The sequence below is a fragment of the Pseudomonas sp. GW460-12-10-14-TSB1 genome (genome assembly GCF_017349775.1).
Lineage (GTDB): Bacteria > Pseudomonadota > Gammaproteobacteria > Pseudomonadales > Pseudomonadaceae > Aquipseudomonas > Aquipseudomonas piscium.
Map to the genome: position 1 here is coordinate 38,900 of NZ_JACNAC010000017.1, position 19,765 is coordinate 58,664.

Below are 19,765 nucleotides of genomic sequence, written 5' to 3' on the forward strand. Positions count from 1 at the left end.
CACCGCCGCTACCATGGGTTCGCCATGTCGACATTAGATGAAGAAGATCGCCGCGAATACTACCGTATCGAGGACACGATCGCACTGGAAATTAGCCCCTTGTCCGCCCACGAAGCGGCGAGCAAGGAAGTGTTGCAGGATGCGTCGCCGCTGTTCAACCTGCTCAGCGAGCTGCATCTGAGCGAATTCGAATCGCAGCACCTGCTGCGCCAGGTCAGCGAGCGCGACCGGACCCTGGCCAACTACCTCAAGACCATGAACAAGCGCATCGACCTGCTCAGCCAGGTGGTGGCGCAGACCGTGCTCGGCAAATTCGGCGAGCCGCAGCGGGTGATTCTCTCCGAAGGCGGCATCGAGTTCGAGCATCACCTGTCCTACCCTGCCGGCACCCACCTGGCCGTCAAGCTGCTGCTGATGCCCCAGGCTTTGGGCCTGTTGCTGCGGGCCAAGGTCACCCACTGTGAAACCCGCAGTTTCGGCACGTTCGAAATCGGTACCGAGTTCGAAGCATTGACCGACGCCCAACGCCAGCTGCTGGCTCGCTATATCCTGCAGAAGCAGGCCCAGGAGCGTCGCCAGGCCCGAGAGCAGAACGACCCGGCAGCTGACTGACCTGTGGCACCATCGCGCAGCACTGACCATCTAATGGAACAATTTCCATGAAGGAGCAATCGTGACCCTGATTTATGGCCACCGCGGCGCTAAAGGCGAAGCACCGGAAAACACCCTGACCAGCTTCCAGCAGTGCCTCAAGCATGGCGTGCGCCGTTGCGAACTGGACCTGCACCTGTCCATGGACGGCGAGCTGATGGTGATCCACGACCCGACCCTCAAGCGCACCACCGACCGCCGCGGCAAGGTGGTCGAACACAGCGCCGAGGAACTGGTGACCTACGATGCCCGCAAGGGTGGCCCGGGCTGGGTCAAGCCCTGTCCGATCCCGCGCCTGGAAGAACTGTTCGAGAAGTGCGATTTCGAGCACTGGCAGCTGGAGGTCAAGAGCGCCTCGCGCACCCGTGCCGCCACCACGGTGTTGGCGATTCGCGAAATGGCGCAGCGCTTCGGCCTGCTGGACAAGGTCACCGTCACCTCCAGCTCACGGGAAGTGCTCAAGGCGGCTGTCGAGCTGACCCCGGACCTGTCGCGCGGGCTGGTCGCCGAATACGCCTGGCTCGACCCGTTGAAGGTCGCGCAAAGCTACGGCTGCGAGATGCTGGCGTTGAACTGGACACTCTGCACCCCGGAGCGGCTGCAGCGGGCGCAGCGTCAGGGCTTGCATGTGTCGGTGTGGACAGTCAACGAGCCTGCGCTGATGCGCAGGCTCGCCGACTTCGGCGTAGACAGCCTGATTACAGACTTTCCCGGTTTGGCCAGCGCCACGCTCGAGAGTTACTGAAATCGGTCTCCCCGGCCGGCTCAGGCCACCGGCCGGAGTCGCTCAAAAAAGCCGGTTGAGGCCGTCGTAAGCGGCTACCCGATAGGCTTCGGCCATGGTCGGGTAGTTGAACGTGGTGTTGACGAAGTACTTCAGGGTATTGAGTTCACCCGGCTGGTTCATGATCGCCTGGCCGATGTGCACGATCTCCGAAGCCTGGTAGCCGAAGCAGTGCACGCCCAGGACTTCCAGGGTTTCGCGGTGGAACAGGATCTTCAGCATGCCTTGCGGCTCACCGGCGATCTGCGCGCGGGCCATGCTCTTGAAGAAGGCCTTGCCCACTTCGTACGGCACCTTGGCCTGGGTCAGCTCCTGCTCGTTCTTGCCGATCGAGCTGATCTCCGGAATGGTGTAGATCCCGGTCGGTACATCGTTGACGAAGCGCCAGCTGCCGTTGTCGACGATGCTGCCGGCGGCCGAACGCCCCTGGTCATGGGCGGCACTGGCCAGGCTCGGCCAGCCGATCACGTCGCCGGCACCGTAGATGTTCTGCACGCAGGTGCGGTAGTTCTCGTCCACCTCGATCTGGCCGCGGCTGTTGACCTTGACCCCGATGTTTTCCATGCCCAGTCGGTCGGTATTGCCGGTCCGGCCATTGCACCAGAGCAAGGCGTCGGCCTTGATCTTCTTGCCCGACTTGAGGTGCAGGATCACGCCATTGTCGAGGCCTTCGACGCGGTCGTATTCCTCGTTGTGGCGCACGGTGATGTTGTTGTTGCTGAAGTGGTAGCTCAGCGCCTGGGAAATCTCGGAATCCAGGAAGCTCAGCAACTGGCCGCGGTTGTCCACCAGTTCGACCAGTACCCCCAGGCCACTGAAGATCGAGGCGTATTCACAGCCGATCACGCCAGCGCCGTAAACGATGAGTTTGCGCGGGGTGTGGCCGAGGCTGAGGATGGTGTCGCTATCGTAGATGCGCGGGTGGTGGAAATCGATATCGGCCGGGCGATACGGACGCGAGCCGGTGGCGATGATGATGTGCTTGGCCACCAGTTTCTCGACCACACCGTTGGCGCAGACCACTTCGATGGTCTGCTCGTCGGCGAAGCTGCCGGTGCCGAAGAACACGTCGACCCGGTTACGCGCGTAGTAACCGGTGCGCGAGGCCACCTGCTTGGAGATGACCTTCTCGGCGCTTTTCAGTACGTCGGGGAACGAGAACCAGCGCGGCTCGCCGATGGCCCGGAACATCGGGTTGGTGTTGAACTGCATGATCTGCCGGACCGAGTGACGCAAGGCCTTGGACGGGATGGTGCCCAGGTGGGTGCAGTTGCCGCCGACCTGGCGACGGCTATCGACCATCGCTACCTTGCGTCCTGCTTTCGCGGCGTTCATTGCCGCACCTTCTCCAGCGGGGCCTGAACCCAGCACCACTACGTCGTAGTTGTAGACAGCCATGCGTACTCCTCAGAACAGGCCGCGGCACCCGATGTGGCGCCTGCGGCTAAATCATGTCGCGGCCAGCGGCATGAAGGATCAATTTGGCTCGGTTACGAACCCGGGCACAGTCTATAGAAGCGTCAACGCCGCGCACATTAACCCTTGGTCGCGTCGCCGGCTACTTTTGCCTGCGACATCGCGCCGCGGCACCGCGCAAGATTACTGCTTTTGTCCGGCAAACAGGCGATCAAACGCGCGGTTGCTGCGTGTGACGAAGCCTGTATCGGCGCGAATCACAAAAAATGCGGCGATATCGTGTTTTTCTGCGTAATCCCAACCGCGCTCGGGGCCGAGAATCAGCAGCAGGGTCGACAGACCATCGGCCATCACGGCCGCGGGATGAATCACCGTGACCGAGGCCAGCCCATGTTCGACAGGTCTGCCGGTGCGGGCATCGAAGGTGTGGGAATAACGCTGCCCGTCGCGCTGGAAATAATTGCGGTAGTCGCCGGAAGTCGAAACCCCATAACCGTCGACAGCTATGACCCGCTCGGCCACCTGTCGATCGTCCCGCGGCTCCTCCAGGGCTATGCGCCATGCCGAACCGTCGGGTTTCCTGCCGACGGCCTTGAGCTCGCCCGTGGCTTCGGCCAGGTAACTGTCGATGCCCATTTCCGCGAGCCTGGCGGCAATCCGGTCCACCGCGTAACCGGCGGCGATGCTGTTGAAATCCACCTCGACCGCTGCGTCCTTGCACAGCTGGTCGCCCTCGATGCGCAGATGGGTATAGCCGACTCGTTGCCGCGCCTGCGCCAGTGCCTCATCGCTCGGCACCGCCTCCCCGCGCCCCTGCGGACCGAAGCCCCAGAGGTTGAGCAAGGGCTCGACCGTCAGATCGAAGGAGCCCTGGCTGTCCCGCGACAACTGCTGACCAACCTCGATCAAGCGCAGGACCGCCACCGGCATCGCCTGGCAGCTATTGGCCGGTAGGTCGTTGAAGCGTTCGATGTCCGAGTCGCTGCGATAGGTCGACATCTGCCGGTCGATCTGCGCGAGGATCTGCTCGACCTGGGCCTGCACCTCACTCGGCGCAGCCTGCCCTGCCCGCCTTACGTACTTGATCGAGTAGGTGCTGCCCATGGTCGGGCCGCCGAAGCTTTCCAGCGAATCGCCCTGATCACATGCAGCCAGGGCCATGACCAAAACGACAGGGACCCACCCTCGCACCCAAGATCCACCCAGCAAAGCTTCGCCTCCCGACAATCGATTTCCCCCTCGGCTTCGTCCGACCAGGGCGGGCCATTATGCGGCAGCCGCCGCGGATTTGATGCAGGCCGAACCCTGCCCATCGCGAGCTCGCTCCTGCGGGTTTATTCGGCGAGCTGACTGGCAATAAATCCCAAGGCTTCCATCTACTTAGCAAGCAAGCTAAGAGTTTTTGTTGCCTCGGCAGACCCATACACATATTGTTACAAACTGTCTGGCCTGCGGCTTAGCCGCCCCAGACCGTGCAACCAGGACGGGTAACGACCAGGGATCGCTAACAAAATAGCCAAAGTGAGTGAATAAAATGTCCACGACCACGGGCAAAGGCAAGGCGATCTTTCGCGTTGTCAGCGGCAACTTTCTGGAGATGTTCGACTTCATGGTCTATGGCTTCTACGCCACGGCCATCGCCAAGACCTTCTTCCCTGCCGACAGTGCTTTCGCGTCATTGATGCTGTCGCTGGCGACCTTCGGCGCCGGCTTCCTGATGCGCCCGCTGGGTGCGATCTTTCTCGGCGCCTATATCGACCGCCATGGCCGGCGCCGGGGCCTGATCATCACCCTGCTGCTCATGGCCGCGGGCACCGTGCTGATCGCCTGCGTCCCGGGTTATGCCACCCTCGGCGTCGCCGCGCCGTTGCTGGTGCTGCTCGGCCGCTTGCTACAAGGGTTCTCTGCCGGGGTGGAGCTGGGAGGCGTCTCGGTTTACCTGGCGGAAATCTCCACCCCGGGCCGCAAGGGCTTCTTCGTCAGCTGGCAATCGGCGAGCCAACAGGCCGCCGTGGTCTTCGCCGGCCTGCTGGGCGTGGGCCTGAACCACTGGCTGAGTCCGGAGCAAATGGGCGACTGGGGCTGGCGCGTGCCGTTCCTGGTGGGCTGCATGATAGTGCCGGCGATCTTCATGATCCGTCGCTCGCTGGAAGAAACCCCAGAGTTCCAGGCACGCAAGCACCGCCCTACCCTGCAGGAAATCATCCGCTCCATCGGCCAGAACTTCGGCATCGTCCTGGCCGGCATGGCGCTGGTGGTGATGACCACCGTGTCCTTCTACCTGATCACCGCCTACACCCCGACCTTCGGCAAGGCCGAACTGCAGCTGTCGGACCTCGACGCTCTGCTGGTCACCGTGTGCATCGGCCTGTCGAACTTCTTCTGGCTGCCGGTGATGGGCGCCGTCTCGGACAAGGTCGGGCGCAAGCCGCTGCTGCTGGCGGCAACCGTCCTGGCGATCCTGACGGCTTACCCGGCACTGTCCTGGCTGGTGGCCAATCCGAGTTTCAGCCACCTGCTGATCGTCGAGCTGTGGCTGTCCTTCCTCTATGGCTCCTACAACGGCGCCATGGTGGTGGCCCTTACCGAAATCATGCCGGTTGAAGTGCGTACCACCGGCTTCTCCCTGGCCTACAGCCTGGCCACTGCCACCTTTGGCGGCTTCACGCCAGCAGCCTGCACCTACCTGATCCATGTACTGGACAACAAGGCCGCGCCGGGCATCTGGCTCAGCGGCGCGGCGGTGCTGGGCCTGATTGCGACCCTGGTGCTGTTCCGCGGCAATCGCCACGAACTGCGCAGCGCACAGGCAGCGGTAGCCGACGGCGCCTGACAGGACGCTATCGCGGGCGACCTCATGCTTCTGTAGGAGCGAGGCTTGCCCGCAATAACACCCGAGCAGATACAAGCGCACCCAAGCAAACGCCACAAACAAAAACGCCCCGACAAGTCGGGGCGTTTTCATGTGCGGCTAAGGCTTAGCGCGGGAACGCAGGCGGGTTCACACCAGCCATGTCTTCCATCACGCGAACCACCTGGCAGCTGTAACCGAATTCGTTGTCGTACCAGACGTACAGAACAACGCGGTTATCCTGGGTGATGGTCGCTTCAGCGTCCACCACACCGGCGTGGCGCGAGCCGACGAAGTCGGTGGAAACCACTTCCTGGGAATTGACGAAGTCGATCTGCTTGTGCAGATCGGAGTGCAGCGCCATGTAGCGCAGGTACTCGTTCATCTCTTCACGGGTAGCGGCTTTCTCAAGGTTCAGGTTGAGAATGGCCATCGACACGTTTGGCGTCGGAACGCGGATCGCGTTACCGGTCAGCTTGCCGGCCAGCTCAGGCAGGGCCTTGGCAGCAGCGGTAGCAGCACCGGTCTCGGTGATGACCATGTTCAGCGCGGCGCTACGGCCACGACGATCGCCCTTGTGGAAGTTGTCGATCAGGTTCTGGTCGTTGGTGTACGAGTGAACGGTTTCGACGTGACCGTTGACGATGCCGAACTTGTCGTTCACGGCCTTGAGCACCGGCACGATGGCGTTGGTGGTGCAGGAAGCGGCGGACACGATCTTGTCGTCAGCGGTGATTTCAGCGTGGTTGATACCGTGAACGATGTTCTTCAGCTTGCCTTTGCCAGGCGCGGTCAGAACGACGCGGTCGATACCCGGGCAGGCCAGGTGCTGACCCAGGCCATCGGCGTCGCGCCATACACCGGTGTTGTCCACCAGCAGCGCGTCTTTGATGCCGTACTGGGTGTAGTCCACCTCGGTCGGGTTCTTCGCGTAGATAACCTGGATCAGGTTGCCGTTGGCGGTGATGGTGTTGTTGGCTTCGTCGATGGTGATGGTGCCGTTGAACGAACCGTGTACCGAGTCGCGACGCAGCAGGCTGGCGCGCTTGGTCAGGTCGTTTTCGGCGCCTTTGCGCACCACGATGGCGCGCAGGCGCAGGCCGTCGCCGCCACCGGTTTTCTCGATCAGGATGCGCGCCAGCAGACGGCCGATACGACCGAAGCCGTACAGGACCACGTCGGTGCCTTTGCGGGGCGAAGCGTTTTGCTGGCCAACCACGTCAGCCAGCTCTTCGCGAACGAATTGCTCGGCGGTGCGGCCATTGCCTTCGTTGCGGAATTTGAACGCCAACTTGCCCAGGTCCACCGAGGCAGCGCCGAGCTTGAGCTCGCTCATGGCCTTGAGCAGTGGGAATGTTTCGTGGACGGAGAGTTCGCTATCGTCGGAAGAACGATGGCGAGCAAAGCGGTGAGCTTTGAGAATCGCGATGACAGACTGGTTGATCAGGCTGCGGCCATAGATCGAACTCACCACATTGTTATTGCGGTAGAGCTGACCGATAAGCGGAATCATCGCTTCTGCGAGCGCTTCACGGTCGATCCATTCACCAAGACACTGGTCGGGCTTCTGAGTCACGGGAACCTTCCACATGTAGGGGCTGAAAAAAGGGGCTACATTATGCCGCCGAGTCCCCTGCGTAGCAATGCGCGCCTGTCGCGCAGAACGTAACAAAACTCCATCCGGAAAAATCACGCCCCGCTCCAGCCCAGTAAATACGCGGGTTTCAGAAGGGCCTCATTTTGCGCGGCAATCCAGCGTTGTCTGTAACCCTCCGTAACACCGCCCCGATTCGGCACTACATTCCCCACCAAAAAACGCGTTTTTTTGTCATAACCACTACATTTTCCACAACCGCGTAATAGACACATCAGCAACTGACAGCCGGTACGCCGGACCGCTACAATTACCGACTTTGTCGCAACGCTGGAGCTCAACCTTCCGTGCCCGTTCTGCGTCTACCGCAACTCCCTGCCGCCGCCGGCAAACAACACTGGGGCAACCTGCCCGGTGCCGCCCTCAGCCTGGCCATTGCCGAGGCTGCCAGCGCCGCCAAGCGCTTCACCCTGCTGCTGACCGCCGACAGCCAAAGTGCCGAACGGCTGGAGCAGGAGCTGAGTTTCTTCGCCCCGGATTTGCCCGTGCTGCATTTCCCGGACTGGGAAACCCTGCCCTACGACCTGTTCTCGCCACACCAGGACATCATCTCTCAGCGGATCGCCAGCCTGTACCGGCTGCCGGAGCTGGAGCACGGTGTGCTGGTGGTGCCGATCACCACCGCCCTGCATCGCCTGGCGCCGACCAAGTTCCTGCTGGGCAGCAGCCTGGTACTGGACATCGGCCAGAAGCTGGATGTCGAACAGATGCGTACCCGCCTGGAAGCCAGCGGCTATCGCTGTGTCGACACGGTCTACGAGCACGGCGAGTTCGCGGTGCGCGGCGCCTTGATCGACCTGTTCCCGATGGGCAGCAAACTGCCTTATCGCATCGACCTGTTCGACGATGAAATCGAGACCCTGCGCACCTTCGATCCGGAAAACCAGCGCTCCATCGACAAGGTCGATTCGGTGCGCCTGCTGCCGGCGAAAGAGTTCCCGCTGCAGAAAGAGGCCGTCACCCGCTTCAAGGCCCGTTTCCGCGAGCGCTTCGACGTCGACTTCCGCCGCTGCCCGATCTTCCAGGACCTGAGCAGCGGGATCACCCCGGCCGGTATCGAGTATTACCTGCCGCTGTTCTTCGAAGACACTTCGACCCTGTTCGACTACCTGCCCCAGGACACCCAGGTGTTCTCCCTGCCGGGCATCGAACAGGCGGCCGAGAACTTCTGGAACGACGTGCGCAACCGTTACGAAGAACGCCGCGTCGACCCGTCCCGTCCTTTATTGCCGCCCGCCGAGTTGTTCCTGCCGGTGGAAGACTGCTTCGCCCGCCTGAAAAGCTGGCCACGGGTGGTCGCCAGCCAGCAGGACATCGAGGCCGGTGGCGGCCGCGAGCGCTTCCCGGCGCAGCCCCTGCCCAACCTCGCCATCGAAGCCAAGGCCAACCAGCCGCTGGCGGCCCTGGCGAACTTCCTCGACGAGTTCTCCGGACGCGTGCTGTTCACCGCCGAATCCGCCGGGCGCCGCGAGGTGCTGCTGGAGTTGCTGGAGCGCCTGAAGCTGCGGCCGAAGACCGTCGACAGCTGGCCGGACTTCGTGGCCGGCAAGGACCGCCTGGCGATCACCATCGCGCCGCTGGACGAAGGCTTGCTGCTGGACGATCCGGCCCTGGCGCTGGTGGCCGAAAGCCCGCTATTCGGCCAGCGCGTGATGCAGCGCCGGCGTCGGGAAAAACGTGCCGACGCCAACAACGATGCGGTGATCAAGAACCTCACCGAGCTGCGCGAAGGCGCGCCGGTGGTGCATATCGATCACGGCGTGGGCCGCTACCTGGGCCTGGCCACCCTGGAAATCGACAACCAGGCCGCCGAATTCCTCACCCTGGAATACGCCGAGGGCGCCAAGCTCTATGTGCCGGTGGCCAACCTGCACTTGATCGCCCGCTACACCGGTAGCGACGACGCCCTGGCGCCGCTGCACCGCCTGGGTTCGGAAACCTGGCAGAAAGCCAAGCGCAAGGCCGCCGAACAGGTACGCGATGTCGCTGCCGAGCTGCTGGACATCTACGCTCGCCGCGCGGCCCGCGAAGGTTATGCCTTCGCCGACCCGAAAGCCGACTACGCCACCTTCAGCGCCGGCTTCCCGTTCGAAGAAACCCCCGACCAGCAAACCACCATCGAAGCGGTGCGCGAGGACATGCTCGCGGCCAAGCCGATGGATCGCCTGGTCTGCGGCGACGTCGGCTTCGGCAAGACCGAAGTGGCGATGCGCGCCGCCTTCATCGCCGTGCACGGTGGCAGGCAAGTGGCGATCCTGGTACCCACCACCCTGCTCGCCCAGCAGCACTACAACAGCTTCCGCGACCGCTTCGCCGACTGGCCGGTGAGCGTGGAAGTGATGAGCCGCTTCAAGTCCGCCAAGGAAGTGAATGCCGCGGTGGCCGACCTGGCCGAAGGCAAGATCGACATCGTCATCGGCACCCACAAGCTGCTGCAGGACGATGTGAAGATCAAGAACCTCGGGCTGGTGATCATCGACGAAGAACACCGCTTCGGCGTGCGCCAGAAAGAGCAGCTCAAGGCCCTGCGCAGCGAGGTCGACATCCTGACCCTGACCGCCACGCCGATTCCGCGCACGCTGAACATGGCGGTGTCGGGCATGCGCGACCTGTCGATCATCGCCACGCCGCCGGCCCGACGCCTGTCGGTGCGCACCTTCGTCATGGAGCAGAACAAGAGCACGGTCAAAGAGGCCCTGCTCCGCGAGCTGCTGCGCGGCGGCCAGGTCTACTACCTGCACAACGATGTGAAGACCATCGAGAAATGCGCCGCCGACCTCGCCGAACTGGTGCCGGAAGCGCGCATCGGCATCGGCCACGGGCAGATGCGCGAACGCGAACTCGAACAGGTGATGAGCGACTTCTACCACAAGCGCTTCAACGTGCTGATCGCCTCGACCATCATCGAGACCGGCATCGACGTGCCGAGCGCCAACACCATCATCATCGAGCGCGCCGACAAGTTCGGCCTGGCCCAGCTGCACCAGTTACGCGGCCGGGTCGGTCGCAGTCACCACCAGGCCTACGCCTACCTGCTGACGCCACCGCGCCAGCAGATCACCCCGGACGCGGAAAAGCGCCTGGAGGCGATCGCCAATACCCAGGACCTCGGCGCCGGCTTCGTGCTCGCCACCAACGACCTGGAGATCCGCGGCGCCGGCGAACTGCTGGGCGATGGCCAAAGCGGGCAGATCCAGGCAGTGGGCTTCACCCTTTATATGGAGATGCTCGAGCGCGCGGTGAAAGCCATCCGCAAGGGCGAGCAGCCGAACCTCGACCAGCCTCTGGGCGGCGGTCCGGAAATCAACCTGCGCCTGCCGGCGCTGATTCCCGAAGACTACCTGCCGGATGTGCATGCGCGGCTGATCCTCTACAAGCGCATCGCCTCGGCCACCGACGAAGACGGCCTGAAAGACCTGCAAGTGGAGATGATCGACCGCTTCGGCCTGTTGCCGGAACCGACCAAGAACCTGGTGCGCCTGACCCTGCTGAAACTGCAGGCCGAGCAACTGGGTATCAAGAAGGTCGACGGTGGCCCGCAAGGCGGTCGTCTGGAGTTCGCCGCCGATACCCCGGTGGACCCGCTGGCGCTGATCAAACTCATCCAGGGCCAACCCAATCGCTACAAATTTGAAGGCGCCACGCTGTTCAAATTCATGGTGCCGATGGAACGTCCGGAAGAACGCTTCAACACATTGGAGGCGCTGTTCGAGCGCCTCACCCCGAAAACTGCTTGAAGGACGCCCCATGCGCCTGTTTCGCTCACTGACCTTGCTCCTGACCCTGGTCGCTCCCTCGGCGTTTGCCGACATGTATCAGGTCGAAATGATTCTGGTGCGGCAGAACGCGGTTCCCGCCATCGTCAGCCGCGCTGCCCCCGAAGACTGGGCCGCCGGCGCCCAACGCCTGGGTGCCGACAGCCAGCGCACTCCGGCGCTGGGCAGCGTGGTCGAGAAACTCACCGCCAGCGGCGACTACAGCGTGCTGATGCACAAGGCCTGGCAGCAGGCGCTGGACGAAAACCCGGTGAAAATCGCGGTCAGCGAGGGCCGGGAACAGTTCGGCCAGTTCCCGATCGAGGGCACCCTGACCCTCAAGCTCGGGCGCTTCACCGATGTGGATGCGCAGTTCTGGGTCAACCAGATCGACGGTAACGGCCTGGTGACCGCCAGCGAACGCCTGAAGCAGGAAAGCCATACCAAGAACGGCCAGCTCAACTACCTCGACAACGGTCACCTGGCCCTGCTGATCAAGATCACCTCGCTGTCGGCCCCCGCGCCACGCGAGGCGCCTCCTGAAATCGTGGACTGACAGAAGTCCCTATGTCCCCGACCCTGACCAAACCCCTGGCACCGTCCTGGGTCAGCCGATTCAAGGAACAGGCCCTGGAGCGTGGCCGTCGCTACGCTCTGGAGAACCGCGTCAGGATCGTCCAGGCCGGCGACAGCACCATCACCGCCAGTTGCGAAGGTTCGGGGGGCAATGTCTACCGGCAGACCATCAGCCTGCGCGAGTCGGCCAAGAACACCTTGCTGATGGTCGAAGCCTCCTGCACCTGCCCGGTGCGCAGCAATTGCAAACACATTGCCGCGGTGCTGCTGAAAATCGAGGAAACCCTGGCCTACCCGGCGGCGGCGAAAGACGCCGAGCTGCTGGAAAAACTCCAGGCCGTGCTGGAAAACCGCAGCCCCGCCCCGCTGCCGCAACAGATCGTGGACAACGTGCAGCCAGTGCCCCGACTGTGGCTGGCCAGCATTGAGTTCAGCGCCTTCGAACCGCGCAATGGCAAGATGCAGCGCTACATCCAGCACCGTGCCGCGCTGTCGTTCAGCTACCTGGAGGAATACGTCAGCGGGCAGAAAAACGCCGACGTACTGATTCGCCAGGAACACCAGACCCTGCGCATCAAGCGCCAGCCGGAAGTCGAACAACGCTATCGCGAACAGCTGCGGGCGCTGGGTTTCAAGATCGCCACCCGGCAGAGCAAGGCCCTGCCGGAAAGCGCCGGCGAGCTGTATGAAATGGTCAACGACAGCGCCTGGCTGACCTTCACCCTCAACGAATTGCCCAAGCTGCGCAGCCAGGGTTGGGAGCTGCAGATCGACGACGACTTCGGCTTCGACCTGACCGCCGTGGACGACTGGTACGCCACGGTGGACGAAGCCCCGGGGCGCGACTGGTTCGACCTGGAACTGGGCATCATCGTCAATGGCGAACGCCTGAGCCTGCTGCCGATCCTGCTCAATCTGATGCGCTCCCACACCGAGATTCTCAATCCGGAACGCCTGGCCAGACGCCGGGACGACGAGTTGATCCTGGTGAACATTCCCGGGCGCCCCAACTCGCCCAACGGCCCCCTGCAGGTGGCACTGCCCTACGGCCGACTGAAACCGGTGCTGGCCACCCTCGGTGAGTTCTATCTGCAGGAGCCCGGCGAAACCACGCTGCGCCTGAGCAGCGCCGACGCGACCCGCCTCAATCCACTGGAAGACCTGCCCCTGCTCTGGGAAGGCGGCGAACACATCCGCTCCTTCGCCCAGCGACTGCGGGATATCAAGGACTACTCGGCCCCCGCGCCGGAAGGCCTGAACGCCACCCTGCGCCCCTATCAGCTCGAAGGCCTGAGCTGGATGCAGTCCCTGCGCCAGCTGGAAGTCGGCGGCATCCTGGCCGACGACATGGGCCTGGGCAAAACCCTGCAGACCCTGGCCCACGTGCTCAGCGAAAAGAACGCCGGGCGCCTGGATCGGCCGTGCATGGTGGTGATGCCCACCAGCCTGATCCCCAACTGGCTCGACGAGGCGGCGCACTTCACGCCGCAGCTCAAGGTCCTGGCCCTGTATGGCGCCGGCCGCAAGAAGCACTTCGCCCGGCTGGCCGACTACGACCTGATCCTGACCACCTACGCACTGCTGCCCAAGGATGTCGAACAGCTCGCCGCCCTGCCCCTGCATGTCCTGGTGCTGGATGAGGCGCAATACATCAAGAACCCGTCGAGCAAGGCAGCCCAGGCCGCGCGCGAGCTCAATGCCCGGCAGCGCCTGTGCCTGAGCGGCACGCCGCTGGAGAATCACCTGGGCGAGCTGTGGTCGCTGTTCCACTTCCTGCTGCCCGGCTGGCTGGGGGACGTGAAAAGCTTCAATCGCGACTACCGCGTACCGATCGAAAAGCACGCCAGCGAAGTGCGCCTGCAGCACCTCAACGGGCGGATCAAGCCCTTCCTGTTGCGTCGCACCAAGGAACAGGTGGCCACCGAGCTGCCGCCCAAGACCGAGATCATCCACTGGGTGGAGCTCAATGAAGCCCAGCGCGATGTGTACGAAACCATGCGCCTGGCCATGGACAAGAAAGTCCGCGACGAGATCACCCGCAAAGGCGTGGCCCGCAGCCAGATCATCATTCTTGAAGCGCTGCTGAAACTGCGCCAGGTGTGTTGCGACCTGCGCCTGGTCAACGAAGATGCGGTGCCGACACGGGGCAGCTCCTCCGGCAAACTCGACAGCCTGATGGAGATGCTCGAGGAGCTGTTCGACGAGGGCCGGCGCATCCTGCTGTTCTCGCAATTCACCTCGATGCTGAGTCTGATCGAAGCCGAGCTGAAACGCCGCAACGTCGCCTATGCCCTGCTGACCGGGCAGACCCGCGACCGTCGCACGCCGGTCAGGGACTTCCAGAGCGGCAAGCTGCAGATCTTCCTGATCAGCCTGAAAGCCGGCGGCGTCGGCCTCAATTTGACCGAGGCCGACACCGTGATCCACTACGACCCCTGGTGGAACCCAGCCACGGAAAACCAGGCCACCGACCGCGCCTATCGGATCGGCCAGGAGAAGCCAGTGTTCGTCTACAAGCTGATTGCCCGCGGCACGGTGGAAGAAAAAATCCAGCACCTGCAGCAGGAGAAATCCGATCTGGCCGCGGGTGTGCTGGATGGGCGTAAGGCCGGGGACTGGAAGCTGCAGAGCGAAGACATCGAAGCCCTCTTCGCCCCGCTGCCCGACAAGAAAGGCGGACGTTGATCCTGTACCCCTGGCGCAGCCTGCAATCAGCTGCGCAGCAGGTGTGAATAGCGCGGATTCAGGTTTTACGAGCGCTACGCGCTCGATCGCAGCCTTCGGCAGCGGTTACCGATTGGCCGCGAGGACTCGCGCCAGCGTCGACTTCACCTTGCCCATGCCGTCCTGCAACGCCTGCTCGATCTCAGCCATGCTAATCACAGTCACGGACTTGCCCGCCGCCGGGTTCACCACCAGCGCCAGACAGGCGTAGTCCAGTTCCAGCTCACGGGCCAGCGCCGCTTCCGGCATGCCGGTCATACCGACGATGTCGCAACCGTCACGCTCCAGGCGGGCGATCTCCGCCACGGTTTCCAGGCGTGGGCCCTGGGTGCAGGCGTACACACCCTGGCTGCTGAATTCGCAGCCTTCGGCCTCCAAGGCGGCGATCAACTGCTGGCGCAGCGACTCGCTGTAGGGATAGCTGAAGTCGATGTGGGTGACCTGCTCCAGGTCGTCGGCAAAATAGGTATGCTCGCGACCGCTGGTGTAGTCGATCAGTTGATGCGGCACGCAGAAATGCCCGGAACCCATCGCCGGATGAATGCCACCCACCGCATTGACCGCCAGAATCGCCTCGGCGCCAGCCTGCTTCAGCGCCCAGAGATTGGCCCGATAGTTCACCTGATGCGGCGGGAAGCGATGCGGATGACCGTGGCGCGCCAGAAACAACACCTCGCGCCCGGCGTATTCACCCTTCTGGATATCCGCCGACGGAGCGCCATAAGGCGTGTCCAGGGGCAAGGATTGGTGAATGCTCAAGCCTTCGAGCCGGGTCAGGCCGGTACCGCCGATAATCGCGTAAACCGTCATCGCAAAAGTCCTTAATCGATCAGCTGGGCATCCTTGAGTGCGCCGAGCGCCGCCAGCCAGCGCGGATCCTGGCGATAGTCGGTGCAAGCGAACGCCTGGCCGCGCATCCGCGCAATACGCGCCGACGGTGTCACTTTCAGACACTGGGCCGCGCTCAAGGCCAGCTCGGCCGCCGCCCGGTCGTTACACACCAGGCCCATGTCGCAACCGGCCGACAGCGCCGCTTCGATCCGGCTCGCGGCATCGCCCACCACGTGCGCACCAGCCATCGACAGGTCGTCACTGAAGATGACGCCGTCGAATTGCAATTCACCGCGCAGGATCTCTTGCAGCCAACGGCGGGAGAACCCGGCCGGCTGGGCATCGACCTGAGGGTAGATGACGTGGGCCGGCATCACTGCCGCCAATTGCTTGCTCAGGCGCGCGAAAGGCACCAGGTCCTTGGCGCGAATCTCGTCGAGGCTACGCTCGTCGTTGGGGATCGCTACGTGGGAGTCCGCCTCGGCCCAGCCGTGCCCGGGAAAATGCTTACCCGTGGCCGCCATGCCGGCGCTGTTCATGCCACGGATAAAGGCGCCCGCCAGCAACGCGGCGCGCTCGGGGTCGCCCTCGAAGGAACGGGTGCCCACCACGGCGCTGCGCTGATGATCGAGGTCCAGCACCGGCGCGAAGCTCAGGTCCAAACCGACTGCCAACACTTCGGTGGCCATGATCCAACCGCACTGCTCGGCCAGGTACTCGGCATTCGGGTTGTCGGCGATGGCGCGCATGGCCGGCAGCCGCACGAAACCCTGACGCAGGCGCTGCACGCGGCCGCCCTCCTGGTCCACCGCCAGCAGCAGGTCCGGGCGAATCGCACGAATGGACGCACTCAGCTCACGCACCTGTCGCGGGTGCTCGATATTCCGGGCAAAGATGATCAGCCCACCCACTTCGGGTTGGCGCAGGAGTTGGCGATCTTCGGCCGTCAGCCAGGTACCGGCGACATCCACCATCAAGGAGCCTTGCAGGCCTGTGGTCATAGCAATTCCTTAGTAACGAAGTGCGCGCACGGCATCGCAAAGGGTGCTGGCGTGGCGCGGACGCACGAGTCCATTGCCGGCGGCAAAGCCCGGCAAGCGACAATCGGCGAAAGATGTGAAAGGAGGTAGGAAACGATAGTCGACATGGGCGGCTAGCTTAGCGGATGTAAGCTGCCGCGCCCACCCGGACGGTCAGGCCTTGGCGACCGCCGGAGTCGATTTACTGCGCGGCTTGAGCTGCGCCGTGGCCATGGCATCGTCGGTGACGCCGGTTTCGGCGCGCATGCCGGCCGCGAGGAACGGCACCATCAGGCGCATCACCTGCTCGATCGAGGTATTGACCCCGAAGTCGGTCTCGGCAATCGCACGCAACGCCTTGATCCCCGACATGCTGAACGCAGCCGCTCCCAGCATGAAGTGCACACGCCAGAACAGTTCGATCGGTGGAATGCGTGGCGCGGCTTCGTTGACCAGCAGCATGTAGCGGCGGAATACCTTGCCGTACATGTCTTCCAGATAACGCCGCAGGTGCCCCTGGCTCTGGCTGAAGGCCAGGCCCAGAAGGCGCATGAAGATGGACAGGTCGTTGCCGCTGCGAGGCTGGACCACCAGGGCCTGCTCGACGAGGATTTCCAGCAGTTCTTCGAGGCTTGGCTTGCTGTCCGGCTTGGCCGAACGCCGCTCCAGCTCCCGATCGAGGCTGACGCAGAACGGCCCGAGGAAGCGCGAGAACACCGCCTGGATCAGGGCCTTCTTGGAACCGAAATGATAATTCACCGCCGCCAGGTTGACCCCGGCCTTGCTGGTGATCAGCCGCAATGAGGTTTCGGCAAAACCTTTTTCCGCGAACAATTGCTCGGCAGCATCGAGAATGCGTTCAACGGTTTCCGACTGGGCCATGGCTACTCCGCCTGACAAACACTTGTTTGAAACATACGTTTCAGCCCCAGCCTTGTCAAGCCTGCCTGTCCGTTTTGCGGCCGGCCAGTCAGTTATTTAACCATACCTGCCGCTTCCTGTAGCCAGCCACGCGACACCAGGCATATGCAGCGACGACCCGACCGTCCAGCGGCGATTGGAAAAAGGAGGATTGCCAAGCGCTATTCACTGTATATAATTCCAGTCACTGTATAAAAAGACAGAGCGATCGACATGCTAAAACTGACGCCACGCCAAGCTGAGATTCTGGCTTTTATCAAACGCTGCCTCGAAGACAACGGCTACCCACCGACCCGTGCGGAAATCGCCCAGGAACTGGGTTTCAAGTCGCCCAACGCCGCCGAAGAACACCTCAAGGCGCTGGCCCGCAAGGGCGCGATCGAAATGACTCCAGGCGCCTCCCGCGGCATTCGCATCCCGGGGTTCGAAGCCAAGCCCGACGACTCCAGCCTGCCCATCATCGGCCGGGTTGCCGCCGGCGCGCCGATTCTCGCCGAGCAGCACATCGAAGAGTCCTGCAACATCAATCCGGCCTTCTTCCATCCGCGTGCGGACTACCTGCTGCGGGTTCACGGCATGAGCATGAAGGACATCGGCATCTTCGATGGCGACCTGCTGGCCGTGCACACCACTCGCGAGGCCCGCAATGGCCAGGTCATCGTCGCCCGCATTGGTGATGAAGTCACCGTGAAACGCTTCAAGCGCGAAGGCAGCAAAGTCTGGCTGATTGCCGAAAACCCTGAGTTCGCCCCTATCGAAGTCAACCTGAAAGATCAGGACCTGGTGATCGAAGGCTTGAGTGTCGGCGTCATTCGCCGCTAAAGGAGGCTCTATGCAGTTCCCTCACACACCACAGCATGCACAACTGCCACTGTTCGAAGCCTTCATGGCCCAACCCCTGGCGCCTATCCTCAAAGAGGTAGTCGAATCGCCCTGGAGCAACGAACCGGAAGCCTTCAGTGAACTGTCGTTACGCGGCGCTGCCGGGAACTGCCTGAGCCTGCTGGCGCCTATCCTCAGGGAACTGAGCCAGGATCAGGACGCGCGCTGGCTGACATTGATTGCCCCACCGGCAAGCCTGACCCAGACCTGGCTGCGGGATGCCGGCCTGAACCGCGAACGGATTCTGCTGCTGCACCCGCGCGGCGCCCAAAGCGCGCAACAACTGGCTTGCGAGGCTCTACGCCTGGGCCGCAGCCACACCGTTGTCAGCTGGCTCAACCCGCTGAACAGCAGTGCCCGTCAACAGCTCATCAGCGCAGCCCGCATGGGCGACGCACAAAGCCTGAATATTCGTCTGGGCTGACCGCTAGAAGCGTCGATGGACACGCTTGAATAACACAAGGCTTCTCCAGGATTGAGAAGCCGAAAGGAGGCGACGAACGACAGCAAAAAAACCGACAAACGGACTCAATGAAGAATCCGTGGCCCCTCTTCTTTCTCCAATTCGCCTTCAACCAGGCGACCCGCCATCTGCACACCCACACTCAACATGGCCTTGGCCACCTCGACATGCTGGCCTTGCAAGAAGGCTTTGGCATCCTCTGAAAAGTCCAGAGTGACCAGAGAACCCTCGTCCTCGGCCCTGCGCAGCTCGATACGACCGTCTGGCAATTCGACAATTTCTAGAAAGGACGTTGGCATAAAGGTCTGTTCTCCACGAAAGGCCGGGATTATATCAGTCATCGCCCCGACCTCGCTCGGGCCCAAAGGGTTTTCTTTATTGGCCTGACGTTACAAACATACATTTGTCATCAGAAACTCGGCCTGCAATCAAAACTGGCGACGGCTTTCTTATCGGAAAATGGCGTAATGGCCTGCTCTTGTTGATAACCGAGTTGACCCGGGAGTTCGGGGACATCTGGATACAGTGATTGAACGCCTACTCACCCTGAATGATGGGCCGTACTATCGGCGGCTCAACACTCATTCAGCCCGTCACGGAAGCGGATCGCCAAAGCCTTGAGGTTCTGACGCCATTGCTCCAGCTCTTCCCGGCTCAGCTCTGGCTCCTGCTCTTCTTCGTCGAGGTTCACCGCGACAATCAGAGGCTGGGTGACATCGCCCTTGGGTTTATGCGGCACTCGCGGCGGCTGGAACATCGCCGAATGGGCAGCCAGCAGCTTCGCCAGCCAGGTCTCGGGGTTATGGGCCAGCTCTACGAGCTCGGCCAACTCAGGGATGGCAATGCTTTCCAGCACCTCGCGGGTCAGCAGCAACTCCGCGCGGGGCGCATTGGCCTGCGGGAGGCGATAGAAGCCGGCGATTTCATGGCACAAGCCAAGCAGCGCGCCGTACAGGTGAAACAACACCGACTCTCGCCCTGCCTGCACCAGCGCCTGCGCATTCATTGCCCCGCCCGCTTCGGCTCGCGCCAAGGCTTCCAGCGACAGGCCGGCGAAGTAAATTTTCTGATTGGTACGGGTATAGAGTTCGTGGGCCATGACGGCAATCTCCACAACGAATAGATAACAGCAGGCTGGCCGTACAGTGTCATGGAACACTCCGGCCCACCGCAAGCCCAAAAGAAAGGCCGCGCACCCTTGAGAAGGTTACGCGGCCCGTCAGAAGCGCCCGAGGCGG

The 19,765-nt window shown here is 62.7% G+C and carries 16 protein-coding genes; 8 read left to right on the forward strand and 8 right to left on the reverse strand.

Annotation, left to right across the window (positions count from 1 at the left end):
• Window positions 1-24 precede the first annotated feature (24 nt).
• Both J4D52_RS12955 and J4D52_RS12960 read left to right on the forward strand, forming a co-directional pair.
• Window positions 25-612 (forward strand): PilZ domain-containing protein, encoded by a 588-nt coding sequence (locus tag J4D52_RS12955; RefSeq protein WP_053278162.1) that lies wholly within the window; start codon window positions 25-27, stop codon window positions 610-612.
• Window positions 613-673: 61 nt separating this feature from the next.
• Window positions 674-1,396, forward strand: a complete 723-nt coding sequence (locus J4D52_RS12960) for a glycerophosphodiester phosphodiesterase family protein (RefSeq protein ID WP_025804212.1) — start codon at window positions 674-676, stop codon at window positions 1,394-1,396.
• 42 nt (window positions 1,397-1,438) lie between these two features.
• Here J4D52_RS12960 and sthA read toward each other — a convergent pair whose 3' ends face one another.
• Together sthA and J4D52_RS12970 are read right to left on the reverse strand one after the other, a co-directional pair.
• Complete coding sequence (gene sthA / locus J4D52_RS12965; RefSeq protein ID WP_025804213.1) at window positions 1,439-2,833, reverse strand: Si-specific NAD(P)(+) transhydrogenase; 1,395 nt, start codon at window positions 2,831-2,833, stop codon at window positions 1,439-1,441.
• A 201-nt stretch (window positions 2,834-3,034) separates the two neighbouring features.
• Window positions 3,035-4,012, reverse strand: a complete 978-nt coding sequence (locus J4D52_RS12970) for an FAD:protein FMN transferase (RefSeq protein ID WP_102676886.1) — start codon at window positions 4,010-4,012, stop codon at window positions 3,035-3,037.
• A gap of 373 nt (window positions 4,013-4,385) precedes the next feature.
• On the opposite strand from J4D52_RS12970, the gene J4D52_RS12975 reads away from it, so the two are divergent.
• Complete coding sequence (locus tag J4D52_RS12975; RefSeq protein WP_063429281.1) at window positions 4,386-5,684, forward strand: MFS transporter; 1,299 nt, start codon at window positions 4,386-4,388, stop codon at window positions 5,682-5,684.
• A gap of 145 nt (window positions 5,685-5,829) precedes the next feature.
• Here J4D52_RS12975 and J4D52_RS12980 read toward each other — a convergent pair whose 3' ends face one another.
• Window positions 5,830-7,293, reverse strand: a complete 1,464-nt coding sequence (locus J4D52_RS12980) for a glyceraldehyde-3-phosphate dehydrogenase (protein ID WP_007921292.1) — start codon at window positions 7,291-7,293, stop codon at window positions 5,830-5,832.
• Window positions 7,294-7,643: 350 nt separating this feature from the next.
• Between J4D52_RS12980 and mfd the strand changes: the two genes are divergently transcribed.
• Genes mfd through J4D52_RS12995 form a run of 3 tightly spaced genes read left to right on the forward strand, consistent with a single transcriptional unit; the run spans window position 7,644 to window position 14,372 of the window.
• Window positions 7,644-11,093, forward strand: coding sequence for a transcription-repair coupling factor (gene mfd / locus J4D52_RS12985; RefSeq protein WP_025804216.1), 3,450 nt, complete (start codon window positions 7,644-7,646; stop codon window positions 11,091-11,093).
• Window positions 11,094-11,103: 10 nt separating this feature from the next.
• A complete protein-coding gene (locus J4D52_RS12990) occupies window positions 11,104-11,667 on the forward strand; it encodes a CsiV family protein (RefSeq protein WP_081362213.1) in 564 nt (187 codons plus the stop codon).
• A gap of 11 nt (window positions 11,668-11,678) precedes the next feature.
• Entirely contained in the window at window positions 11,679-14,372 is a 2,694-nt protein-coding gene (locus J4D52_RS12995; protein ID WP_102676872.1) for a DEAD/DEAH box helicase, read from the forward strand.
• Window positions 14,373-14,477: 105 nt separating this feature from the next.
• Here J4D52_RS12995 and J4D52_RS13000 read toward each other — a convergent pair whose 3' ends face one another.
• The 3 genes from J4D52_RS13000 to J4D52_RS13010 form a co-directional block, all read right to left on the reverse strand.
• Complete coding sequence (locus J4D52_RS13000) at window positions 14,478-15,221, reverse strand: S-methyl-5'-thioinosine phosphorylase (protein WP_102676873.1); 744 nt, start codon at window positions 15,219-15,221, stop codon at window positions 14,478-14,480.
• An 11-nt stretch (window positions 15,222-15,232) separates the two neighbouring features.
• On the reverse strand, window positions 15,233-16,231 hold the full coding sequence (nagZ, locus tag J4D52_RS13005) for a beta-N-acetylhexosaminidase (protein ID WP_173678541.1): 999 nt from the start codon (window positions 16,229-16,231) through the stop codon (window positions 15,233-15,235).
• Window positions 16,232-16,435: 204 nt separating this feature from the next.
• The gene (locus tag J4D52_RS13010; protein WP_007921300.1) at window positions 16,436-17,143 is read right to left on the reverse strand and encodes a TetR/AcrR family transcriptional regulator; all 708 of its coding nucleotides are present in this window, start codon (window positions 17,141-17,143) and stop codon (window positions 16,436-16,438) included.
• A 252-nt stretch (window positions 17,144-17,395) separates the two neighbouring features.
• On the opposite strand from J4D52_RS13010, the gene lexA reads away from it, so the two are divergent.
• Together lexA and sulA are read left to right on the forward strand one after the other, a co-directional pair.
• Window positions 17,396-18,004 (forward strand): transcriptional repressor LexA, encoded by a 609-nt coding sequence (gene lexA / locus J4D52_RS13015; protein WP_102676875.1) that lies wholly within the window; start codon window positions 17,396-17,398, stop codon window positions 18,002-18,004.
• 10 nt (window positions 18,005-18,014) lie between these two features.
• Window positions 18,015-18,488 (forward strand): SOS-induced cell division inhibitor SulA, encoded by a 474-nt coding sequence (sulA, locus tag J4D52_RS13020; RefSeq protein WP_025804222.1) that lies wholly within the window; start codon window positions 18,015-18,017, stop codon window positions 18,486-18,488.
• Window positions 18,489-18,592: 104 nt separating this feature from the next.
• Here sulA and J4D52_RS13025 read toward each other — a convergent pair whose 3' ends face one another.
• Both J4D52_RS13025 and J4D52_RS13030 read right to left on the reverse strand, forming a co-directional pair.
• Window positions 18,593-18,826, reverse strand: coding sequence for a hypothetical protein (locus tag J4D52_RS13025; RefSeq protein ID WP_009042980.1), 234 nt, complete (start codon window positions 18,824-18,826; stop codon window positions 18,593-18,595).
• A gap of 275 nt (window positions 18,827-19,101) precedes the next feature.
• Window positions 19,102-19,626 (reverse strand): DUF6586 family protein, encoded by a 525-nt coding sequence (locus J4D52_RS13030; RefSeq protein WP_025804223.1) that lies wholly within the window; start codon window positions 19,624-19,626, stop codon window positions 19,102-19,104.
• Between the last annotated feature and the right edge of the window lie 139 nt (window positions 19,627-19,765).